We start from the raw sequence: 24,216 nt of genomic DNA on the forward strand, positions 1-24,216 counted from the left end.
CAGGCTGCGGTCACGAGGCTTAAGCGTAAAGAAGTAGTTGCTGTCAGCCTTGCCGAATGTTTCCAGAGCCGTACTGATGTTCCTTCTAAGGCGCGCCAGCATGTATTCCATACATTCCCGGACTTTCTTCTTCGGCTTCTTCCGCAGCTTGATAACGTTCAGATACCGGGAATGGATTTCCTTCAAGTGGGTCTCCGGACGGGGAAGGCCTGTCATCCTGCAGAAACGGTCCAGTATCCGGTCTATGGCCTCCACGCCGTCATTGAGCAGATCCAGGTCCGTCGGATACCGTACCTCCGAATCCGAGCAGGTCGCGTCTATCTTCATCAGGCCTTCGTTAGGCTTTGGGACTGACGGCTTTGTGCAGGAACACGGCTTATCGGATGATTCCCCTTTAGTTCCTCCTTTATCATTCCCGTCTTTCTCCCGCCTATCCTCTTCTTTCTGCTTCCTGTCATACATCCTGACCTGAAGTTTCAGAAGGGACTCGCTCATATCATTGTAATCATCTATGTCCAGACGCTTGCGGACTGATACGAAAAGGGACGGTTCGAAGACCGGCTGGTCCGTATAGGCGGACAGACCCAGAAGATATTGCATGTAAGGGTTCTCACGGATGGCTTCTATGGTCTCTACGTCCGAAAGGTTCAGTTTGTGCTTGATCAGAAGTGCTCCAATTATCATACGGGCTGGCTTATTACCCGCACCGTTATGGACATTATGCAAACGGCTGTTGTAGATCCTTTCGATCTTATCCCATGGCAGGGTGTCGCCCAGCTTTACCCACCGGTTGCTCTTCGGGAGATTCTCAAGAGAGGACCGGAATGCCTCGAGTGTCAACTCCCGGTTTTGTGATCTGAACTTCATTTCTACTTACTTTTAACACTCAAAGTTACTGATTTTCCCTTAATTGGCCAAATGTTTCATTATGTATCTTGCTGATAATCAACCAAATAAATGTTAAATCAACTTATTCAGCAAACCCTATATATAATATTTTTTTCATTATCATCTGTTTTTTAAGTTAGAATGTCAAATTAACAGAAAGACCGAAGGAACGGGTCGATACAGCCTGGCCCTCTTCAAATGCAGAACCGTTAGTTTCCGAAGGATCAATATTGGGACAATCACTCCAAATCAAGAACGGATTGCTTGCTATAAACGAAACGCTTGCTGCTGTCAAGCCAATATGCAATTTTTCCAACCAGTTGGACGGTAAACTGTAGGCAAGTGAAAGTTCACGCAGTTTGATATAAGAAGCATTGTAGACATAAGGTTCCCACAGCGTTGACTTATAATTCATAAAATACTCCATAGCGTCCATATAAGCCGTAACGTCTGTGTAGGAACCGTCAGAGTTCTTCACAACACCGTCTATAGCCACACCGCCATTGTCAGAAAGGGCTCCACGAAGTTCACCACCCTTATTGTTCAAGCCGGCAGTATTGGAAGCCATACCGGACCCTTCAAGCCACATATTAGTAATGGAAGCAATCTTTCCGCCAAAACGGAAATCAAGTGAGGCTCTCACCGTGAGATCTTTCCAACGCAGTGAGGTAGAAAAACCACCAGTCACTTTCGGCTGGATGTTGCCCAGATACCGTTCTGTGTTGCTGTCTATCTGAGGCGTATAAGTACCATCACCGTTTGCCGTCATAACGATCTTTCCGTCCTCATTATATTCCCAGTTGCGGGATGTATAAAGGGCACCGATAGGCTTGCCGACTTCTGCATAACTGTACAACTGTGCGTAAAAGCCGAAAGATTCAAGGGTGTACCGGTTCATTCCACTAGTAAGCCGCACCAGTTTGTTGGAATTATGAGCTACATTGCCGTCAACTCGCCACTCCCAGTCCTTGGTTTTAATGGGTGAGCCGCCCAAACTGATTTCGAATCCTTCATTGCGAATAAGTCCAGCATTGGTAAGTCGGGAAGAATAACCTGATGAAGCAGATGTCGAAACCTTGATGATCTGATTTTTGGTATCACGACGGTAATAGTTGATATCACCCCATAAACGGTTATTGAAAAGGCTGAATTCTGTACCAACCTCATAAGAAGTCGTGATGGACGGCTTGATATCGTTATCTATCAATACCGCACTGTTGACCAAAGTCGCGGTAGAGCCATAACGGGTACCGAAATTATAGACATTGGACAGTTCGTACGGACTAAGAGCAGAACCGACTTGGGCCAAACTCCCGCGGAGCTTCCAATAATTTAGCCAATTCCCATGATGGAACCAGTTACTAGCAATAGCCGATACAGAAGCACCGCCATAGAGATAACTGTTATTATTGACGGGAAGCGTTGAGTTCCAGTCATTACGCAAAGAAAGTTCTATATAATAGGTGTCTGCCCATCCTGCACTGTAAGTTCCAAAGATTGATTGTGTCTTCAATTTTTGGGTACCGGTATAATTACCGAAATAATCATATGTTGCACCGGCATCATCACCATGAGCCGTACCTGCAGAATTACCGGTATTATACAGACCGGGGATCAAGAGTCCATCTTGAGTAAAGGCATTCACGCCCTCATAATGATAGTAACGGTTCTCCAGGAAAAAGGCAGCATTCATATTCAATTTTCCATCAACGAAGACATCATTCCAGGTTATCCTTGCCTGGTTATAGATATCGGAACTCTGTTCCTGCCATTGTTTATGGGAAGCGATGACTCCTGTCAAAGCCGGGTTATCATAAGTTTCTATATACTCATGAATGTCGGCCGTTGTCTTCCAACCTATTTTAATATTAAAAGGAAGAGAATATTCCAAATCAGCGCTAATCGTATGGTACTGTCTCGTATTAGCATCATTTATTTCATTATAGGTAGCATAAGGGCTATCATGGAAAGCCGGGGTAAAATCCGTTGGCGAAGTGATGTTCCAAGTACGGAAAGTTCCATCCGGACGTTGGTAATCTTTGTACTCTTTTAAGTCAACATTGGTATTGCCCCATTGCAAAAGATCCGCATAAGGGTTATTGGAAGAATAACCTTCCGCAGCTGCATTATGATTCTTTCTATAAGTATACTTATAACTGAAATCGACCTTTAGATTTTTCATAGGATTGAATATCAGTTTTGCATTGGCAAAACGACGCTGGGCATCACTATTAGGATCGACACCTCCAATACTACTCGTTCCTAAGCCGACATGCACAGAATAATCTTTACCACTTTTGTCAAAACTGGCATTCGTCGTATTGGTAACACCGGTATTGAACAGGTCCTTGATATTGAAATGATTACTCCAAGTATCTTCTTTCCCGAAATAAGGACTTGTGCTATCCCATGAAGCTGCAGTCATATAGAGTGAACCATCAAACTTTGGTCCCCAGGAAGAGTCATCAGCATAGTCATAGTATTTCCGGCCATCGAATTGCTTATAATTCTCAGGATCGCCATCTTCCCAATGATAGGTTTCAAGACCATCACTGCCTAGGTAACCGCCACCATATTCTTTTTGGAAATCTACATGGTTATAAGCGGAAGTCCACTCTATGGTATGTCCGATATTTACAGACTGACTTTCTCTTCCAACGCTTCCACCTTTGGTAACAATGATAACGGCACCATTGCCGCCTCTGACACCATAAAGGGCTGTGGCTGCAGGCCCCTTCAGGACATTGACACTGGCAACGTCATTCATATCTACTGAAGATGGAGAAGATATGACACCGTCAACAACATAAATAGGCGCTGTCCCGGATGGGCTGGTAATGGATGTGACTCCACGAAGGACAATTGTACCTTCATCAAATTTTGCACCGGAACCGCCTATAAAACGTGCACCAGCGACTTTACCGACCAAAGCGTTATTTAAGTTGCCTTCATTAACTGAAGTAAGATCTTTTGAATCAATCTCAGTCGTAGCATACCCCAACGATCTTTTCTGTCGAGTTATACCGAACGCTGTAACGACAACCTCATTTAAGGTTTTATTATCATTTTGCAAAGTAATCTTCATATAAGGAGCAGTTTTTACTTCTTTCTGCTGCATTCCCAAATAAGATATACGAAGTCTACTCCCCGATGGAGCGCTTAAAGTAAAGCGACCATCTGCATCTGTCACAGTTCCTAATTTTGTTCCTGTAATCATGACGGATGCACCCACTATCGGTTGCCCGTCACTTGAAGAAACAACTACACCTGTGACTTGTGATTGTGCCATTGCCATTCCTACGAAAAGGAACATGCAGGCTAAAAACATCATTAGTCTTTTTCCCATAATCTTTACCTCAGAAAATTAAATCAAATAATTATTAGCTTATCTCTCTACAATCTCATTATAGTTTATTAGAACACAAAAATCTTTTATCTGGAGAATCTCTCTAAACTCCCAAGAAATTCCTGCCTATCGTAAACAGCAAACTTATTAAGTAATCCCTATTAAAGTTATCGTTATTCATTAGACCTCTCACTGGTTATTAAACTCTTCTAAACAGAATTAGAATCTATTCTTATTTAGGGTACAAAAATACGCAATATTCAACTAAAATACAAATATTTATCACTAAAAGTTAATTATAAATACTATCATTTAACATTATGCATTGTTTATTCGGCATTTAGTTGACAAACGGCATAACAAGTACGACTCATAAATGATTAAATGATAATAATCTCCAAGGTGGAGTTTAATTAAATAAAAGCACATAAATCAACATGGCGTCTATCAAATAACCCGAAGGCAGAATCAGCCTTATATCTCTGACTATTCTTCAACCCAGAGAAGTCATTTTTTGCGACATACAAGCAGTACCATTCTCTACAGATTGTAATACCTCTGCACTTTTCAAATAGAGAAATGCAATAAGCGTCCTATTTGCTATGCTAGTAGAGTCGTAGATTCGTTCACACTCATGCATAAGTCGCATAAAATGGTCGGCATGAGCAGCAAACCTTGCAGACATACCTTGTGTATGGATCCCCCCAATAAAATATCCGGGATAAAACCTCAACATCAATCTCAATATTCTCATAATCCATTAGTTCTTGTTTGCAAAATTACAAACATCTGAACCAATAATCAATCGCCCTAATCGGGTATTCTGCACCACAAAAATATGTTATGCAAAATACCTAATTTATCCGACTACGCAAAACAGGGTATTCCCCATTATTCTAACGCATGAACTTCGCAAAAATAACAGAAAACGATCCAATAGGCGAGAAGATGATCTTCACCTTATTATTTAACAGAGTCAGAGTGACAATAAACTGCCCTGTCATTTACTCTTAACCTTTGTCAAGGTGTTGCCGGAAATGATTTCAGCAGCATACTCGCCCATTTGAAGATAGCCTTCGGGATTAGGATGAAGCCAATCACCTTCATGTACATTTTTCTTCAGACGATGAAGATCTGCAGGATCTCGAAGGAGTTGGTCAAAATCGAGTATACCTTCGACCTTCGATTTCTGGGAGCGGATCCATTCATTTATTTCTTCCCGAGCAGCTTCATGGGCAGCGGAATAGACCGGAGAACCTAAGAAAGGAGTGATTGTCCCCAGATAGACCTTCAAATGATTTGCGGTCGCCTTCTTGACCATCTCCTCATAAGCCTCTATCAATTTACGCACTACTGTTTTCTCATCGCCCTTAGCAGCTGCAATATCATTTACGCCCTCGAAGATAACCACTGATTCAACACCGTTCTGATCCATTATATCATGATCAAAACGAATCTTTGCCATGTAGCCAAATCCCCCTGTAAGAGCAACCCGGTTATTGCCGATTCCTAGATTCAGAACTCCTAAATTCAGGACCTTGTATTTATTCTGTAAGGTCTCTGACAAGATATCCGGCCAGCGATTATTGGCATTGTCTGTAGAGCCTTTCCCGTCTGTAATTGAATTTCCTATAATTGCGATACACTTGGAACTGTCGCTCCAGACATCTAGCCCGGAAATATTGAACCAGTGATCTTCCTTGAATGCCTTGGAAAAATCCGAATGCGCATTGGTTACACCTTTCATAATATAAGAGGTGGAACGAGAACCCATGTGGACTGTAGGAGCAACTGGCGCCTGGACATAATTAATGGTAATTGACAAACGGGAAAGGGGTCTCAGTTCAAAAGGCAATGCATCACTCCATGCAGCTTTACCGGCCGGGATCGTCACCTTATAACTTTTATTGAACTTCAGGTACTTTGCAGACTTCGTATATATGGAATATGCATCTGTCGTGTATGCGACATAAACAGAACGGATAACGAGAGGACTGGTACTCAATTCATTGGAAAGTCTCAAGCGAAGAATATTCCCCCCGATGGACACTTTGACTACTTGCCGAACTGAACGATTGGTCAGGTTATTATTATAAGGCATAAATGACTTGACCGGAATCTGCTGCGCAGTAGCCCATGTACCCACCCAATGATGGGTTTCCAAAGTCTTTACTATTTGTTTGGGTTGTGCCTGAATTCCAATGAAAAAACAACTTAATAATAACGATAATAACAAATACCTTCTCATCTTCCTCATATCAATGACCGGACACGAATCCATGATGCAGAAATGGTCCGGAAAAACCAATATCCAAATTCTTTCACAAAGGTACTAAAAACACCTGATATTTATTTTCTCTTACTGCAAAAAAATCCTGAACTGCAATCAGAAAGTTGACAAGTATCAATCTGACGGGACATAAAGGCGACTTATCTCTGCAACCGAAAAGGCAGATATAACGCGACACAATAGTCCCATAGCAGAGACAGATCAAAAATAGACCAAAGACAATCCGTTCCCTCTCCGTTCCCTGCCATTCCCTCCTCGTTCCCTGCCGTTCCCATCCCATTCCCTCACGTTCCCTCCTCGTTCCCTATTCGTTCCCTCACCGTTCCCTATTTGGGCTTTTAGTTGACAAAACAGTTGAGACAATCTGTTGAAGCGCTTTATTAGGTGCTAAAGAAGTGCTTTATTAGGATCTCATAAAGCGTATCCGGACAGTGTCAGGATACGTATGAACAGAAGCTAATAAAACGCTTCATCAGGACTTCATAAAACTTATTGACAGGACTTCATAAAACCCATTAATAGAATCTCAAAAAACTCATTAATAAAACCTCATGGAACTGTGAACAGACATATAGTCGTACAGCAACACTATGAAAGAATAAGTGCCAAAGCAATGAATGGACACGTATCTTCAAATGCGAAGATACGCACCGACAGAAACGAGAAACATAAAAAGTAGACCTATTGGTTCACTTGATATTAGAGGATAGAATTTTCTGTTTTTCCATAGCAATGCTCTTCATATTCAATCCGTATTGAATTGATTCATGATCCTATCTTAGCAGTGCCTTTGGATATGGGTATTATTTTCTTGATGTCAGGAAATCGACTTTTTTGCAATTAGTATTCTTGTCCGGTAGTTATACTCGGGCCATTTATTATTTCCGGATTATCGATACCTGTATGTATATTACTATAGGCCCTCTGAATATCAGACATCCCAATGTCGATATCTCTGTTGACAGGGCGGTCTTTATCCACTAAACTATGAGAGAACAACCATTCGTAGGTCTTTTTGAGATAGAAAATACGGGCTAATGTACTGTGACTGCCACCTTCCAGCCACTCATAACGCAAACGACTGTCATTATGAGAGTTCTGTAGCTTCTCTACTACCTCTTTAGACTGTCTGATGGAGACTGCCTTATCGGCTGTACCATGAATGATCCAGAAGGGGAGTTCACCCAACCCACTTACATCTTTTAGTGACGTGCCTCCGCACATGGCAATACCTGCTGCTATCCGGTCAGGATAAGTGCCACAGACATCCATCGTACCGAAGCCGCCAAGACTCATCCCCAACACATATACACGAGTACTGTCACACTGATAATGAGACTTTACCCAATCCAAAACCTGTATTATTTTTTTAGGATTCCATGCCCCACCGGGATTTTGAGGAACAATCGTTATCGCTTCTATATCCCGTCCTTTTACAATGGCATCAAGTGGACCATAGCGACGCACTCTATTAAGATTGTGTCCGCAAAGACTGGCACCATGCAGGAATATAATTACCGGAGTTCTTTCGAGTGAATAAAAATAATCTTGTGGCGTATATACCCAGAAATTATATCCTCCGGGTATCTGTCCTTTAACGGGTCGAAGAAAATCGTATGCTGAAGAACTGAGCGAAACAACAAGCAGCAAAAGAAACAGTAATATTGTTTTTTCCATTGACACAAATATATTATGTGACAAAGATAGTGATAAATTAGACGTCAGACAATAGGGCTAAAATTAAAAAAGGTAAGACTATCTTAATTATTAGTTATCGTATTTTTGTAAGGTCGCAATGTAGGTTTACTTGATGATAACACCATTGACCTCAGATGGAATTTATTGCTTCCACCAAAAGGCATTAACTTTATAAAATCACAGGAATGGCAATAAAAAACAATTTCAAAAGATACTGCAAATCACCTTTTGAACACTTCTCTTACACGATCTGTGGACAACACAAACGAGCCACCATTATCAGCCTAAATCCGACAAACTCTTCCCTCGAAAATGGTAACTTTTGCGATGATAAGGTGTAATCCCGTATTTCAGAATCGCCTCACAATGCTTCTTTGTGGGATAACCTTTATTTTCTTTCCAGTCATATTGCGGATACAGACGGTCCAGACGATTCATCTCATCGTCACGATAAGTCTTTGCCAGGATACTTGCCGCAGCAATTGACTGATACGTCCCGTCTCCTTTGACTATCATTTCGAATGGCAATGCCACGGCACTCCGCCCGCCATCTTCTTCCAAAGGATAATAAGGATCGAAATGATTGCCGTCAATGATCAGCACCTGAGGAAGCAACCTCAGTTGGTCTATAGCCCTATGCATGGCCAGAAAACTGGCATGAAGGATATTGATCCGGTCTATCTCTTCAGGTGAAACGATCCCTACTGCCCATGCCAAAGCATCGTGCTGTACCTGCTCCTGCAGAGCATAACGCTTCTCGGGAGAGAGTTTCTTACTGTCATTCAGTTCCGGATTGTCATAGTCATCGGGCAAGACGACTGCCGCTGCATACACGCTGCCGGCCAGACAACCCCTGCCGGCCTCATCACAGCCACACTCCAGTTGATGATAAAATAAATGGGGAATCAATCCGTGTTTCATTCAAATGCTTTTATTGCTAAAAAATCGGTATGTATAAATGGAAGCCTATACTTGAACGGCATCATCTGAAAGAACATAAAAAAGGTGAAAGCTCACCCGTTCTCATTCCGGAACTGATGAAGCCTTCACCTCTTCTTATTCATTCCATCCTGTTTTCAAGTCATTCAAAACATTTTCCTGACCCGCTCTATCCCGTCAGCCAAAGCATCAATTTCTTCACGGGTATTGTAAAGAGCGAAACTTGCACGGACGGTCCCAAGGACACCTAAGCGGTCCATCAGGGGTTGTGCACAGTGATGACCTGTACGTACAGCGATGCCGAGGCGATCGAGCAGGGTGCCCATATCCATGTGATGAATCTTTCCGACCAAGAAACTCACGACGGCATCCTTATGATCGGATTGTCCGAAGATACGCATACCTTCTATCTCACCCAGGCGTTGCATGGCATAAGTTGTCAAGTCTTTCTCATGGGCCTCGATCTGATCCATTCCCAAGCGGTTGACATAATCGATGGCTACAGCCAAACCGTGTGAAGCGATATAATCAGGAGTACCTGCCTCAAACTTCAACGGCGGTTTTTCGAATGTCGTACCTTCAAAACTCACATGGTCGATCATCTCGCCTCCACCTTGATAAGGCGGCAACTTTTCCAGCCACTTTTCCTTTCCATAGAGTACACCGATACCCGTAGGACCATAGATCTTATGACCGCTGAAGACGAAGAAATCACAATCGATATCTTTCACGTCCACTTTGAAATGCGGCGTACTCTGAGCACCGTCCACCAAAACAGGGACATCATGCTCGTGAGCGATCTTGACGATCTCCTTTACCGGGTTGATCGTACCCAGGACATTGCTGACTTGGGCGATGCTGACAAAACGCGTACGGTCAGTGAACAACTTCTTGTACTCATCCAGTTTCAGATCACCTTTGTCCGTCATAGGAATCACCTTGATCCGGAAGCCCTTCTTCAGAGCCTGCAGTTGCCAAGGGACGATATTGGAATGGTGCTCCATAACAGAGACGATGACCTCATCGCCAGCCTTCAGGAATTCATCGCTGAAAGTAGAAGCGACCAAGTTAATGCCCTCAGTCGTTCCCCGTGTGAACACGATCTCCGATGCAGACCCGGCATTGATGAACCGGCGAACTGTCTCACGAGCCGCCTCATGCAGTTCCGTAGACTGTTGACTCATCCAATGCACCCCGCGATGGACATTTGCATTGACATTCAGATACTCATCGCGCATGGCATCAAGCACACAAAGCGGTTTCTGAGTTGTGGCGGCATTGTCCAGATAGACCAGAGGTTTGCCGTAAATTTTTCTTCCTAAGATCGGGAAGTCTTTTCTCACCTTGTTTACATCATACATATATTCTACCCTTCCTTTACAGAAGGGGGCTGCCCCTCCTGTCTTTTCCTGCCACCTGAATGATCTGCAGGGTTATTATTTGCACAGCCGGCAACCGGCACACTTACTCAACGTCCCGTCGAAACGCTTCTCCACCAGATAGCGCAGGCGGTCACGCAGAGGAATCAAGTCAAGTTTGTCTATCACTTCATTGACGAAAGCACGTTCCAGAAGCGCACGGGCAGTTTTGCGGGACAAACCGCGCTGCTCCATATAGAACATCGCCTCATCATTCAATTGTCCTACAGTGGACCCATGAGAGCATTTCACATCATCGGCATAGATCTCCAGCATAGGCTGGGAGTTCATTTGGGCATCTTTCGTACCCACCAGATTGCGGTTGGTCTCCTGCGAGACCGTCTTTTCGGCACCATGGCGCACCAGTACACGGCCTGCAAAAGCACCCGTCGCCTTATCGTCGAGGACATACTTATACAGTTCGTTGCTCGTGCAATGTCCCACCTGGTGATCGATCAGCGTATTATTGTCGACATGCTGGCTCTTGTCTGCCAAGACACAACCGTTGCAAGAACACTCAGCACCCTCGCCCTTGAAGACCAGATCGAGTTTGTTGCGTGTCACCCCATTGTGAAGTGTAATGACATTGTGAGTCAGATGACTGTCGGCCTGCTGCCGGACATAGACATTGCTGACACGGGTGTTCTTGACATGAGTCTTCTCCAGACAGTTCAACTCCAGTCCGGCACCTTCACCGACATAAGCCTCAATGACCTGCGTCGTCAGGAATGGGATATCATCCACCGAATCATCACAGAAAAGCAGATTAGCCTCAGCCCGCTCCTCCAAGACAATCAATACACGTCTGTTAACCATCAGAGGACGGTCAGAGTGAAGCAGATTTACCACCTGCACGGGTCTTGGCAACTTGGTATTCTTCGGGACATAGATCAGGAGTCCGTCCTGTGCCAGCATCGTATTGAGTGCCGTCACAGCATCTTCATCCGGGTCTGCTATCTGCGCATAGTACTTCGAGAGCAGTTCTGGATGTTCCTCAGCAGCATGGCTCAAAGAGTCGATGATCACCCCTTCAGGCAGATGAGCCTGAGGCAGGTTTTTCGAATAGAATCCATCATTGACTACGAAATAGAGCGAAGTGCTCAGGTTCTGCACCGCACACTTGAAGGCGACATAAGGATTGGCAGGAATCTCAAAGCGGGTCAGGTTCAAGCCATAATCCGGCGCAAAGAGTTTCTCCATATCCGTATATTTGTACCGCTCCACCTTCCGGGAAGGGAAGCCTTGCCTGCGGAAAGCCTCGAAAGCCTTGTCTCTCACGGCATTCAAAGGCGCGGCAGAATGGTCGTCTATGATCTTACGATTCTCCTGAAAGAGATCGATATATTGTTGTTCACTATTCATGATTTACCACCTTTCGTTCGAAATAGATTCATAGAGATCATGCTTTTTCCTTATCTTCCTTAGCCTCTTCTGCGTCAGCTTCCTCCTTGATCCAGTCAAAGCCGCGCTCTTCGATCTCATTGGCCAGTTCCGGTCCTTCTGTCTTCACGATACGTCCCTTATAGAGGACATGGACAGAATGAGGTTTGATGATATCGAGCAAACTGGCATAGTGGGTGATGACGATGAAGGCATTCTCCTGGGTATGCAACTTCTTCACGCCACTGGCAACGATACGCATGGCATCCACATCCAGGCCAGAATCAGTTTCATCAAGGATAGACAACTTCGGTTCCAGCATAGCCATTTGGAAGATCTCATTCCGCTTTTTCTCGCCACCGGAGAAGCCCTCATTGACATTACGGTGCCAGAGTTTAGGATCAAGTTCCACTAGTTGCCGGCGTTCCCGGATGAGTTTCATAAATTCACTGGCAGTCAGAGGGTTCAGTCCCTGGTGCTCACGCTTGGCATTGACAGCCGCCTTCATGAAATTATTCATAGACACACCGGGGATTTCCACAGGATACTGGAAGGACAGGAACAAGCCCTCCCATGCACGTTCCTCAGGTTTCATCTTCAGGAGGTCTTTGCCATTGAAGATGGCTTCTCCCTCTGTGACAGTATAGAGTGGATTACCTGTCAGAACGGCACTCAGGGTTGATTTACCTGATCCGTTCGGGCCCATGATGGCAGTGATCTCGCCATCTTTGACAGTGAGATTGATGCCCCGCAATATTTCTTTTCCTGCAACTGATGCGTGCAAGTTCTTTATTTCAAGCATTTTTGTATAAATTAAATAGTCGTTATCCGCTCAGGAACTGAAGTCCTGAGTATCTTTTTATCTATTAGTTATTGGATCTATCCCACAGTTCCTTCCAACGAAACAGACAGGAGTTTCTGTGCCTCCACTGCGAATTCCATCGGGAGTTTATTGAGAACTTCCTTAGAGTAGCCATTGACGATCAAAGCGACGGCCTGTTCCATAGGAATGCCTCTCTGGTTGCAATAGAAGAGTTGGTCGTCAGAGATCTTCGAAGTCGTCGCTTCGTGCTCGACGACAGCAGTCTCATTGTGGATATCCAAGTAAGGAAAAGTATGTGCACCGCAATTAGAACCCAAGAGCAGGGAGTCGCAACTACTGTAGTTGCGGGTATTGTCAGCATTGCGAGTCGCACGCACCAGCCCCCTGTAAGAGTTCTGGCTGTGTCCGGCAGAGATACCTTTGGAAATGATCGTACTCTTCGTATCCTTTCCCATGTGGATCATCTTGGTCCCGGTATCTGCCTCCTGGTAATTATTGGTCAAGGCGACACTGTAAAATTCAGCTTGGGAATGATCCCCTCTCAGAATACAAGAAGGATATTTCCAAGTCACTGCCGATCCGGTCTCTACCTGAGTCCAGGACAATTTCGAATTGACGCCGCGCAAATCGCCGCGCTTCGTAACGAGGTTCAGCACCCCGCCCTTGCCTTGCTTGTCACCGGGGTACCAGTTCTGTACGGTAGAATATTTCACCTCTGCATTGTTGTTGACCACGATCTCAACGACGGCGGCGTGCAACTGGTTCTCGTCCCTCATAGGAGCAGTACACCCTTCGAGATAACTCACGTAGGCATCGTCATCAGCGACGATCAGAGTCCGCTCAAACTGTCCCGTCTTCTGGGCGTTGATTCTGAAATAACTGCTCAGTTCCATCGGGCAACGGACACCTTTGGGAATATAGACGAAAGAACCGTCACTGAATACTGCACTGTTCAGCGAGGCAAAGAAATTATCCCTATAGGGGACAACTGTACCCAAGTATTGCCTGACGAGGTCAGGGTGCTTTCTGATGGCTTCACCCATGCTGCAGAAGATAATTCCCTTTTCCCGGAGTTTGTCCTTGTAAGTAGTCTTCACAGAGACAGAGTCCATGATAGCATCCACGGCAACGCCACTCAGCGCAAGCCGCTCCTCAAGAGGAATCCCTAGTTTATCAAAAGTTTTTTCCAGTTCCGGATCTATCTTCTTGTCCTTCCGTTCCTTTACAGTAGGATCAGCATAATAAGAGATATTCTGATAATCGATCTTCGGGACATGTACATGTCCCCACGAAGGCTGTTTCTGAGTCTTCCAAAAATTATAGGCTTTGAGTCGGAAATCAAGCATCCACTGGGGCTCACCTTTCTTCTGCGAGATCAGTCTGATGACATCCTCATTCAATCCTTTCTTAATGATATCGGTTTGTACATCAGTGGTAAATCCATATTCATATTTCTGGTTGGCCACTTCCTTGACAAACTCATTATCTGTTTTCATTTGTGCCATATACTTACTCTTAAAAAATAAAACACCTTTACGGTTTCCTGCCATGGAAACCTGCCAGGCTCTCTACACATATCCGCCAATATTCATGCGGATCAGGGCATTTGATGCAATAATCATCATTATGAAAGATGCAACAAATATCATACCAAAAAAGCGATACTCCGGCCCGTCAGTGACAGGTAGGCAGTACCGCTATATCTTTTCTTCAAACTGGAGTGAATATTACAGTCTGATCAACGCAAGGCTAAAACCTTCTCATGAGACTATAATTTCTGATCCACTTCAACTTCCGTAAAGGTTTCTATTTCGTCTCCCACCTGAATATCATTGAAATTGACCAAACTCAGGCCACATTCCATTCCTGTAGGCACTTCCTTGACATCATCCTTAAAACGCTTCAGTTCACTGATCGAAGCCGTCTTGATGACGATGCCTTTACGGACCAAACGAGCCTTATCCTTAGCATGGAGTTTGCCGTCGGTCACAATACCACCGGCAATCGTTCCCACCTTGGAGATCTTGAAGACCTGTTTCACTTCCATCTGGCCTGTGACTACTTCTTTCTTCACCTTATCCAACATTCCGACCATAGCCGACTTGACATCGTCAATGGCATTGTAGATGACCGAATAAGTATTGATTTCAACACCCTCGCGATCTGCGAGTTTTCTGGCATCAGCAGACGGACGGACCTGGAAGCCGACGATGACGGCATCAGATGCACTCGCCATCATGACATCGTTTTCAGTGATCTGGCCCACGCCTTTTTCTATCACATTCACCTGAACCTTCGGTGTCGAAAGTTTGATGAACGAATCAGCCAAAGCCTCTATAGAGCCATCGGTATCACCCTTGACGATAATATTCAACTCATGGAACTCTCCACGGGCGATACGACGAGAGATATCTCCCAACGTCAGTCGTTTCTGGGTACGCAATCCCTGTTCTCTCTGCAACTGTTCACGCTTGTTGGCGATCTCACGGGCTTCCTGCTCAGTGTCGATCACATGGAACTGGTCACCTGCTGCAGGAGCGCCGTCCAGCCCCAGAATAGTTGTAGGAATAGCCGGTCCTGCACCATCTATCACCTGATTACGCTCATTGAACATCGCCTTAACACGGCCCCAAGCTGTTCCGGCCAATACCACATCACCTACTTTCAAAGTACCGTTAGATACCAAGACAGTAGCGACATAGCCACGGCCCTTGTCGAGGGCTGACTCGATGACAGTACCTGTAGCTTTCCGGCGAGGATTAGCTTTCAGGTCAAGCATATCAGCTTCCAAGAGCACCTTATCGAGCAGTTCGTCTACTCCGATACCTTTCTTGGCACTGATTTCCTGGCACTGGTATTTACCACCCCAGTCTTCCACGAGCAGATTCATCTTGGATAAGTCCGTACGTATCTTGTCCGGATTAGCACCCGGCTTGTCTATCTTGTTAATGGCGAAGACCATCGGAACGCCCGCTGCCTGGCAATGTGCAATAGCCTCACGAGTCGTAGGCATCACAGAGTCATCGGCAGCGATGATGATAATGGCGACATCCGTGACCTGAGTACCACGGGCACGCATGGCAGTAAATGCCTCATGTCCCGGAGTGTCAAGGAAAGTAATATGCCGCCCGTTCCTCAGTCTGACATCATAAGCACTGATGTGCTGTGTGATTCCACCGGCCTCACCGGCAATCACGTTAGTCTTGCGGATATAATCCAGCAGAGAAGTCTTACCATGATCGACATGTCCCATGACCGTTACGATAGGTTGACGGGACACGAGATCCTCAGGCTTGTCTGCCCTCTCATTCACTGCCTCCTGAACGGAAGCACTGATATATTCTGTCTTAAAGCCGAATTCCTCTGCCACCATATTGATGGTTTCAGCATCCAGCCGCTCATTGATAGAGACCATCATCCCCACACTCATCAGCGTGGAAATGACCTTCGTTACAGGAACATCCATCATGGATGCCAACTCACTGACAGTAACGAATTCCGTGAGTTTCAGGGTCTTGCTGTTCTTCTCCTCTGCAGAAGCCACCTTCTCCAGTTTTTCCTGAACAGCTACACGCTTCTCCTTACGGTATTTGGCACCCTTCTTGTTCTGGTTCTGCTTATTGGTCAGACGTGCCAACGTCTCCTTAACCTGACGAGCAACGTCCTCCTCATTCACTTCCAGAGGTTTCTGGCTGCGGCTACGGTTGCGGTTACGATTCCTGTTGCGGTTACGATTCGCGTTTCCGTTACCCTGTTGCTGTTGCTGACGAGCCTCAGCGGAGACATCCACACGCTCTTTATTGATTCTGACACGCTTCTTGCGTTCTCCATTGCCGTGATTCAACTTGCTTTCACGTTCCTTGCGCTTTTCCTCTTTCGATTTGCGCTTAGGGCGTGTACTCTGGTTCAGAGTTGACAAGTCGATCTTCCCCAAGACCTTAGGTTCATTGATAGCGATTTTCCGTTCGCTCTTCAAAGTGAACACCTCGGGTTGAGGATGCGTTGGGGGTACTTCCGCCTGCTTTTTAGGGACTGTGGGGGCAGGAGCTGCCAGTTTCAGTCCTTTTTGAGGTGCGGGACTTGGGGTTTGCGGATGCTGTACAGGCTGAGCTGTAGCGGTAGTCCGACTCTGCTGAAAATCTGTTTTCTTCGTCTGCGGAGTCTGCGGGCGAACAGTTTTTTCAGTTTTAACAGGCCTATCCATATGAGGCGGCTCTGAAGTTTTCTGACGCGGCTGAAACACAGGTTTTGTTACGGTCTCAGGATTCTTCCTTACCGGAGTAGCGTCTTCCGGTTTCGTCTTAGGCATTGATTTCACTGATTGTTGACTGACGGCAGTATCTTCTTTCTTTTCCTGACGTGAAGTATCCTTTTGCTTTGGAGCAGCAGTTGGCACCACGGGTTGATGACCGGTATCATTCAAATCGATCTTTCCCAATGGGGTATATTTCTGATGGCCGGGCTCGTTGTCCAGCACATCAGCAACGCGGGAAACATGAGGTTCCCTCTTTGTCTCCTGCACACGCTTCTTCTCCTTTGGCTTCTTTTGGAAGAGTTTTTCAGCTTGGTTTCTCACTTCGGCGTCTTGTCTGAACTGGCTCTCAAGAGCCTTATACTGTGCGTCATTGAGCTTGAAACTTAAGTCTTCCTTAACCTCTCCCAATCCTTTTTTGGATTTCAGGAAATCAACTGCCGTTTGAAGTCCTATATTTAATTCACGTAGTGCTTTATTTAATCTGATGCTCATTAATGGATGATCTGTTATGTACTTCTGATCTTATGATTATATATTGAGATGGCCTCTATCCTTTCAGCAAGCGAGGCCATTGTTATTTATTGTTTTTCAAATTCAGCTTTCAGGACATTGATGACATGATCTACCGTCTCCTCTTCAAGATCAGCCTTGTCTACCAGCATCTCACGCGGAGCGTTGAGCACTTGGCGGGCTGTTTCCAGGCCAATACTCTTGATGGCGTCGATAACCCACTGGTCGATCTCGTCGGAGAACTCGTCCAGATAGATATCATCTTCAGCCTCACTCTCAGCTATTTCACGGAACACGTCTATCGTATACTCAGTCAGCATGGAAGCCAACTTGATGTTCAGTCCGCCACGTCCGATGGCCAGGCTGACCTCTTCCGGTTGCAGATAGACCTCAGCCTTTTTGTTTTCCTCATCAATATTGATCGATGAGATCTTTGCAGGACTCAGGGCACGCTGGATAAACAACTTGATATTGTCTGTATAATTGATGACATCAATGTTCTCGTTGTCCAGTTCCCGCACGATGCCGTGCACACGGCTGCCCCTGACACCGACGCAAGCGCCTACAGGGTCAATACGGTCATCATAACTTTCCACAGCGACCTTAGCACGCTCACCGGGGATACGTGCCACACGCTTGACAGCGATCAGGCCGTCAGCGATCTCCGGTACTTCCCCTTCCAGCAAACGCTCGAGGAACACCGGACTGGTGCGGCTGAGAATGATCTTGGGATTATTGTTTTCATTGTCCACGTGGTCGATGATAGCTCTCACCGTCTCACCTTTATGGTATTGGTCAGCAGGGATCTGCTCCGATTTGGGGAGAATCAATTCATTGTTCTCGTCATCCACGATGAGCACTTCGCGCTTCCATATCTGATACACCTCACCGGCGATAATCTGTCCCACCCGATCCTTATACTTATTGTACAAAGCGTCATGTTCCAGTTCCAGAATTTTGGAAGACAGTGTCTGCCGCAGGTTCAAGACAGCGCGGCGGCCGAATTTACTGAAATTCACCGACTCACTCACGTCCTCGCCCACTTCATAGTCTTTTTCTATCTTACGTGCGTCTGTAAGACTGATTTCCTTATTTTCATCCTGTACTTCGCCGTCAGCCACGACCTTTCGATTACGATAGATTTCGAAATCCCCTTTATCCGGGTTGACAATTACATCAAAATTCTCGTCACTACCGAAGATCTTGGCAAGAACAGTACGGAAACTCTCCTCCAGTACGCTCACCAACGTTGTACGGTCAATATTCTTGGTTTCCTTGAATTCCTTGAAGGAATCGATCATACTCTGAGTTTCTTCTTTCTTAGTCTTTACTGCCATAGCTTATTTGAAACTGATTAAGTATTTTGTATATTTTACCTTATTCATCTGATAAGTGTGGTCGACGTCCATTTTCACAGGGCGCTTTTTGCCTTCCACCTTTACCTTTTCGCTGACAGCGACCACGAAGTCATTACCGTCCACGCTTTTGAGGACACCCCGGACTTTTTTGCCATCCTGGTTCTCCACTTCTACTTGCTTGCCGATATAGTTCTTATATTGCTGGGGCACCTTGAAAGGCTGTCCTAGACCGGCAGAACCCACCTCAAGTTCATAATCTTCCTCGTCACGGCTCAGTCTGCTTTCTATGAATTTACTGAGCTCTACGCAATCATCTATCCAAACGCCATCAGCATGATCTATCTCTACAACGATATGATCATCATCACTGATCTGAAGGTCTGTCAGAAAGTATTCTTTATCTTTCAGCCAGTCCTCTACGATATTCTTTACGACGTTTTTATCAATCATCCTTTAACCTATGCTTATTAAAAAAATGAGGAGCTTCATTAGGAGCCCCTCATTCCACTGAATGCTGCAAAAATAGCAATATTTTCGGAAATGCACAAATATTTTTTACTTTTTCTTTGGCTGTAACAATTTTTTATACTCAGTAGGGTTCTGGATAAGTTTCATTGCTGCTGCCATCTGTTTATCTGTGTGTATGGCATTCTCTATACCGCCACGCTGATAATAGTAAGCTGTGACAATATCATTTTCTATCAAATTCTTGATGGCGGCCTTATTGAAATCGAGGTCTTTCGCCACATTGTGCTTCAGTTTTTTCTCAAGGGCGGTAAATTCAGGTTGCGCATCATTATAATAACCCTCAAACTTGGCGAGTTTCTCAAGGTTCTTGAGATAATTCTCCGTTTCATGGTCATACGTGAAGTGGCATTTCAGGACCCGCTGCTTGAAATCCTCATAGTCAGCGTCTGACAGTTGGAACTTATCAGGTGAAGCGATTGCAGGGTGACGGGCGATATAATCGAGTTCGTAATTGAGCAGTACTTCATTGCTGTCACGGCCTGCGGCAAGATAGAAAGCAATATTCGGCAGAGAATCAGGTTCCAGCACCACATCAGGCTGAATGCCCCCACCGTCACGTACAATCCTGCCGTGAAGCGTATGGAACACATGCGTAAGAGAGTCCGGCACATGCTCCGTATACCCGCCATTGGCATGTTTGTAATTGATTGCCTGGATGCACCTGCCTGAAGGAATATAGTATTTGGCAGTCGTCAGTTTCAGTTGCCCGTTATAGGCAATATCTACAGGCATTTGCACGAGCCCTTTGCCATAGGTACGTGTCCCCAGGATGACAGCGCGATCCAGATCCTGCAGAGAGCCACAGGTAATTTCACTGGCACTCGCTGTATTCCCGTTTACCAGCACGATGATCGGCATTACAGTATCAATAGGCTCCACCGTCGTCTTGTAATCATGGTTAGCCTGCTTCAATTTTCCTATCGTCTTCACCAAAGTCATGTCTTTAGGCACGAACATATTGATGATGTTGACAGCTTCCTGAAGAGAGCCACCGCCATTATTTCTCAGGTCGAGGATCAGGCCCTTGGCACCTTGCTTACGGAAATCGATGAAGACCCGGCGCACGTCTTTCGAACACTGATCAGTAAAAGAACTCAGGTTCATATATGCGATGCCATTTGCCTGCATTCCATAGTAAGGCAGGAACGGCATCTGTACCGACTTACGCACGATCTTGAACTTCATTGTCTTCCCCGTACTCGGGCGCCGGATCTTAATCAGGAAAGATGTTCCGGGATCACCCCTGAGGTGGTCACTCACATACTGCACGTCCTTGCCCACCATAGAAGAGTCATCTATGGAAAGAATTTCATCCCCCTTCTTCAATCCGGCAAGAGCAGCAGGCATCCCTTCGTAAGGCTCGTCGATGATAATATAATGATTTTGATTATTCAGACGGACAATAGCACCGACACCGGCATATTTACCAGTCAGCAACTGCTTCAGGTCAGCCACTTTGTTTTCCGGATAATATTCCGTATAAGGGTCAAGGCTCTTCAGCATCGCATTGATACCGTTTCCGATCACCTCGTTGGCATTCAGAGTATCCACATACATCAAGTCAAGATACTTATAGATATCCGTGAAGATCTCCATATTCTTTGAGACCTCAAAGGCATGGTTGTCTCCGGATGTCCCCTTCTGTGCGGCAACAGGTAAAGCCGCCACCATAAAAATCGCTAAGAGCAGTTTCTTCATGAAGCTTATTTTTAGATTCTGATTCAATGACTATCCCGGACACCCTTTTATAAAGGAGTCGATGGATGTCTGCAAAATTACGATATTAAAGCGGGAAAACGCCAAGAATCATTGAAAAACTTAGTTATTTTAATAGAAAACAGAAAATTCCTTTTAAAAAATTTGGTAATAAGGGAAAAACGTCTTACCTTTGCACTCGCAATCTCAAGCAAGGGACTGAAAAGCTTCAATAGCTCAGTTGGTTAGAGCATCTGACTGTTAATCAGAGGGTCGTTGGTTCGAGTCCATCTTGAAGCGCGAGTGAAAGGAGTTACGACATTCGTAACTCTTTTTTGTATACCAAAAGACCGTTCTAGGGAAAGCAAAATAGAGAGTCCAATTTACCGTCATTTCCAACTACAGTACTTGAAAAAGTAAATTATTCGGCGTTCCCGTTATTTCAAAATAGTTTTGTTACATCAAAAAGAGAGATAAATTAAGATCAAAGGATCTTTCTAGGATGATAACGAACTATTGGCTAGTGAAAAATCTATGGAAAAATTGGAAAATATAATTTCTATTCATCACCTGAAGAAATCTTACAAGACTTCTTCTGGTACCATTCATGTTCTCAAAGATGTAAATTTAGAACTGGGCAATGGCGTGACAGCTATCCTCGGACCCAATGGGGCTGGGAAAACCACATTAATCAAGATCTGTTCTGATCTGCTCGAATTCGAAGGAGGAAATATCGCTTATCATGGCAAAGATTTAAAAGCCATGACCAAGAAGGAAAAAAGCCAAACCTTCTCTCTGTTGTCGGAAGGGAGTAGAAATCTGTATTACAAACTCACGCCATTGGAAAATATTAAATATTTTGCTACATTAAGAGGCATTTCTTTTGAATCAATTAAAGGATATTGCCTCCGCCTGCTCCTAAAACTCAACCTATATGAGAAAAAAGATGAAGTTGTAGAGAATCTGTCGAGAGGTATGCAACAGAAAGTTGCCGTTGTATGTGCACTGAGTATGAACACTCCGGTGACTTTCTTGGACGAGCCTACTCTTGGCCTTGACATGGAAAGTTCTATCAATCTGAGTGAATTCTTGAGAAACCCTAAATTCAGTTCAGATAGATCTATCATCATCACATCACATGATTTTAGTTTCATAGAGAATACAGCCTCACAGATATACAAATTACAGGAAGGCATGATGATAGAGAAAAAGGACATTGGAGAAAATGATGATACCTTTATCATACGAATCAATCATCCGGATATTGATAAAATAAAGAATGAGGGATTGGAAGTTATCGACACCTGCAACCTATATTGCACCATCAAGATTTCGACTTCTTCTTTACGACTAGGCGAAGAGATACAGAAATTGAACAAAGCCGGTCATGACATCGTTTATGTAGAAGCTGAAAATCAGAATATCACAAATTTCTATCTTAATAAAAAGCCATGAAATATTATTTGAGCTTATTTATCCAAGAATTTGAGAAGGCATGCAAAATAGCTATACGATACAAGTTTGACACCATATTTAATATATGCTTCTGGGCTGTTTTAATAGTGATCGTATCCCATGTCCTTTCCACTAAACATCCGGGAAATATACCGATATTTGTCAATTCATTTATGATTTGGCTGATTACCAATAATAGTTTTATCGCCATCGTAGAATCTATTATGAAGGAAAACACTCAGGGTACTCTGGAACAGTTATATCTCAATGCACGTTCATTCTATAGCCTGCTGACTATAAAGGGAGTAACGGCAAGTATATTATCAATTATAGAATCAATGTTTACTTTATCCTTGTGTGTATTGTTCGAACCAAATGTAAAATTAAGTATGATATTGCAATGGATATACATCTTGCCATTGCTCTTTATCGCAATATTCTCACTCATCGGCATTGGCATAGCCTGTGCCTCTTTCGCCTTAAGATACAAGAATATTTCTACTTTCTACAGTATGGTATCGGCCATACTTTTTGGTATTCTGACTTATGGTGCTATCCTTTTAAACAAGAAACCGATATTGATGATGCTCTTCCCATTTGCCAAAGCCAATGCTACGATACAATTATTTTTTAAAGGAAAGAACTTGATCGATATAGATACATACTTTATCATTATTATAAATGATTTGATCATGATGATATTGGGATATGTGATATTGAAATATTATTTGAAGGAATCAAAAAAGACAGGATCATTATCCAAATTCTAATTTCTATATACAAGAATTAGAAGATATGTATATAAGCAATCTAAAAAGATAAGTATAGAAAAATTATATTTCAATTTAAGTGTACGTTACCTCTTTACACCTCATCATGTTCATTATCAAGAACATCCCCAGTATTTAAATGAAGGATTCACCGATCAGTTCAGTATTCAGATATAATATTATTATAATATGTTCCAGGTATAAATTTAACAGATGAGAAAAGGTACGAATATCTACTGACATAAAGTTTTGTCACTGATCCAAGGAAAGGAACTGATCAAACATAAACGAGAAGAGTTCTCTAGACGCTGAGAAAGCACGGTCAGTGACCGGACACTCTGGCAGAGAATTTAAGCATGATAATAGATGAAATCTAAGAGGTTTAGTCTACCCATTTGGCAATAAAACTGTATCATAACTCTTTCCAGATAACGCGCTTATCACAATGACAATATGAAATAAATAAGAACAATAAGCAGTCATATTGTCTTTATTATTATTAATTTTGTTTTTTTGTTAACTTATTTCGCTTTTACGTATCTTATTATTATATTTGTATCGAAAAATCAATCTATAATATCAGAGGGGCAGACCTTAGAATATAAAAAGGAGTAATGTACCGAATGGAATTGAGAATAGACTGACCTATCATTTTGCTAGCGCATGATATATCCAGACCAGACTGGTAAAAAGGAGTGGGAACCGAAAAACTAAGAGAGTAGGCATTATTAAAAAATTATATGATTATCCTCAATTGGGTGATTAATAATTTTGAGTATTCCCCGATATTCATTACCTTTGCATCAATTATCAAAACCTCGTCAAAATGAAACTGATAGAATTTTCAAAACGCTTCCCCGATG

15 protein-coding genes and 1 tRNA gene are annotated in these 24,216 nt (G+C 44.0%); 3 read left to right on the forward strand and 13 right to left on the reverse strand.

Annotation, left to right across the window (positions count from 1 at the left end):
• From NG821_RS10645 to NG821_RS10705, 13 genes are all read right to left on the reverse strand, one after another.
• Positions 1-867 (reverse strand): transposase (locus NG821_RS10645; RefSeq protein ID WP_252761647.1); only part of this gene is annotated, 867 nt, incomplete at its 3' end.
• Positions 868-1,024: 157 nt separating this feature from the next.
• Entirely contained in the window at positions 1,025-4,234 is a 3,210-nt protein-coding gene (locus NG821_RS10650) for a SusC/RagA family TonB-linked outer membrane protein (RefSeq protein WP_252761648.1), read from the reverse strand.
• Positions 4,235-5,234: 1,000 nt separating this feature from the next.
• Entirely contained in the window at positions 5,235-6,482 is a 1,248-nt protein-coding gene (locus NG821_RS10655) for an SGNH/GDSL hydrolase family protein (protein WP_252761649.1), read from the reverse strand.
• Positions 6,483-7,364: 882 nt separating this feature from the next.
• Positions 7,365-8,201 (reverse strand): carboxylesterase family protein, encoded by an 837-nt coding sequence (locus NG821_RS10660; protein ID WP_252761650.1) that lies wholly within the window; start codon positions 8,199-8,201, stop codon positions 7,365-7,367.
• 300 nt (positions 8,202-8,501) lie between these two features.
• Positions 8,502-9,143, reverse strand: coding sequence for a ribonuclease HII (locus NG821_RS10665; protein ID WP_252761651.1), 642 nt, complete (start codon positions 9,141-9,143; stop codon positions 8,502-8,504).
• A 164-nt stretch (positions 9,144-9,307) separates the two neighbouring features.
• Positions 9,308-10,522 carry a cysteine desulfurase gene (locus tag NG821_RS10670; protein ID WP_252761652.1) on the reverse strand — a complete coding sequence of 405 codons (1,215 nt, stop codon included), beginning with the start codon at positions 10,520-10,522 and terminating at the stop codon, positions 9,308-9,310.
• A 75-nt stretch (positions 10,523-10,597) separates the two neighbouring features.
• Positions 10,598-11,941 carry a Fe-S cluster assembly protein SufD gene (gene sufD / locus NG821_RS10675; RefSeq protein ID WP_252761653.1) on the reverse strand — a complete coding sequence of 448 codons (1,344 nt, stop codon included), beginning with the start codon at positions 11,939-11,941 and terminating at the stop codon, positions 10,598-10,600.
• 37 nt (positions 11,942-11,978) lie between these two features.
• Positions 11,979-12,761, reverse strand: a complete 783-nt coding sequence (gene sufC, locus NG821_RS10680; RefSeq protein WP_252761654.1) for a Fe-S cluster assembly ATPase SufC — start codon at positions 12,759-12,761, stop codon at positions 11,979-11,981.
• Positions 12,762-12,838: 77 nt separating this feature from the next.
• Positions 12,839-14,287, reverse strand: a complete 1,449-nt coding sequence (gene sufB / locus NG821_RS10685) for a Fe-S cluster assembly protein SufB (RefSeq protein ID WP_252761655.1) — start codon at positions 14,285-14,287, stop codon at positions 12,839-12,841.
• A gap of 263 nt (positions 14,288-14,550) precedes the next feature.
• Positions 14,551-17,529 (reverse strand): translation initiation factor IF-2, encoded by a 2,979-nt coding sequence (gene infB / locus NG821_RS10690; protein ID WP_252761656.1) that lies wholly within the window; start codon positions 17,527-17,529, stop codon positions 14,551-14,553.
• A gap of 86 nt (positions 17,530-17,615) precedes the next feature.
• A complete protein-coding gene (gene nusA / locus NG821_RS10695) occupies positions 17,616-18,884 on the reverse strand; it encodes a transcription termination factor NusA (RefSeq protein WP_252761657.1) in 1,269 nt (422 codons plus the stop codon).
• A 3-nt stretch (positions 18,885-18,887) separates the two neighbouring features.
• Positions 18,888-19,355 carry a ribosome assembly cofactor RimP gene (rimP, locus tag NG821_RS10700; protein ID WP_252761658.1) on the reverse strand — a complete coding sequence of 156 codons (468 nt, stop codon included), beginning with the start codon at positions 19,353-19,355 and terminating at the stop codon, positions 18,888-18,890.
• A gap of 105 nt (positions 19,356-19,460) precedes the next feature.
• Positions 19,461-21,131: a S41 family peptidase gene (locus tag NG821_RS10705; RefSeq protein WP_252761659.1), complete on the reverse strand. Its 1,671-nt coding sequence runs from the start codon at positions 21,129-21,131 to the stop codon at positions 19,461-19,463.
• Between the two features lie 223 nt (positions 21,132-21,354).
• Between NG821_RS10705 and NG821_RS10710 the strand changes: the two genes are divergently transcribed.
• The 3 genes from NG821_RS10710 (at position 21,355) to NG821_RS10720 (ending at position 23,353) form a co-directional block, all read left to right on the forward strand.
• Positions 21,355-21,428, forward strand: a tRNA-Asn gene (locus NG821_RS10710).
• 234 nt (positions 21,429-21,662) lie between these two features.
• Entirely contained in the window at positions 21,663-22,583 is a 921-nt protein-coding gene (locus NG821_RS10715; protein ID WP_252761660.1) for an ATP-binding cassette domain-containing protein, read from the forward strand.
• A gap of 173 nt (positions 22,584-22,756) precedes the next feature.
• Positions 22,757-23,353 (forward strand): ABC transporter, encoded by a 597-nt coding sequence (locus NG821_RS10720; protein ID WP_252761661.1) that lies wholly within the window; start codon positions 22,757-22,759, stop codon positions 23,351-23,353.
• Positions 23,354-24,216: the final 863 nt, after the last annotated feature.

The organism is Segatella cerevisiae (assembly GCF_024054555.1).
Classification (GTDB): Bacteria; Bacteroidota; Bacteroidia; order Bacteroidales; family Bacteroidaceae; genus Prevotella; species Prevotella cerevisiae.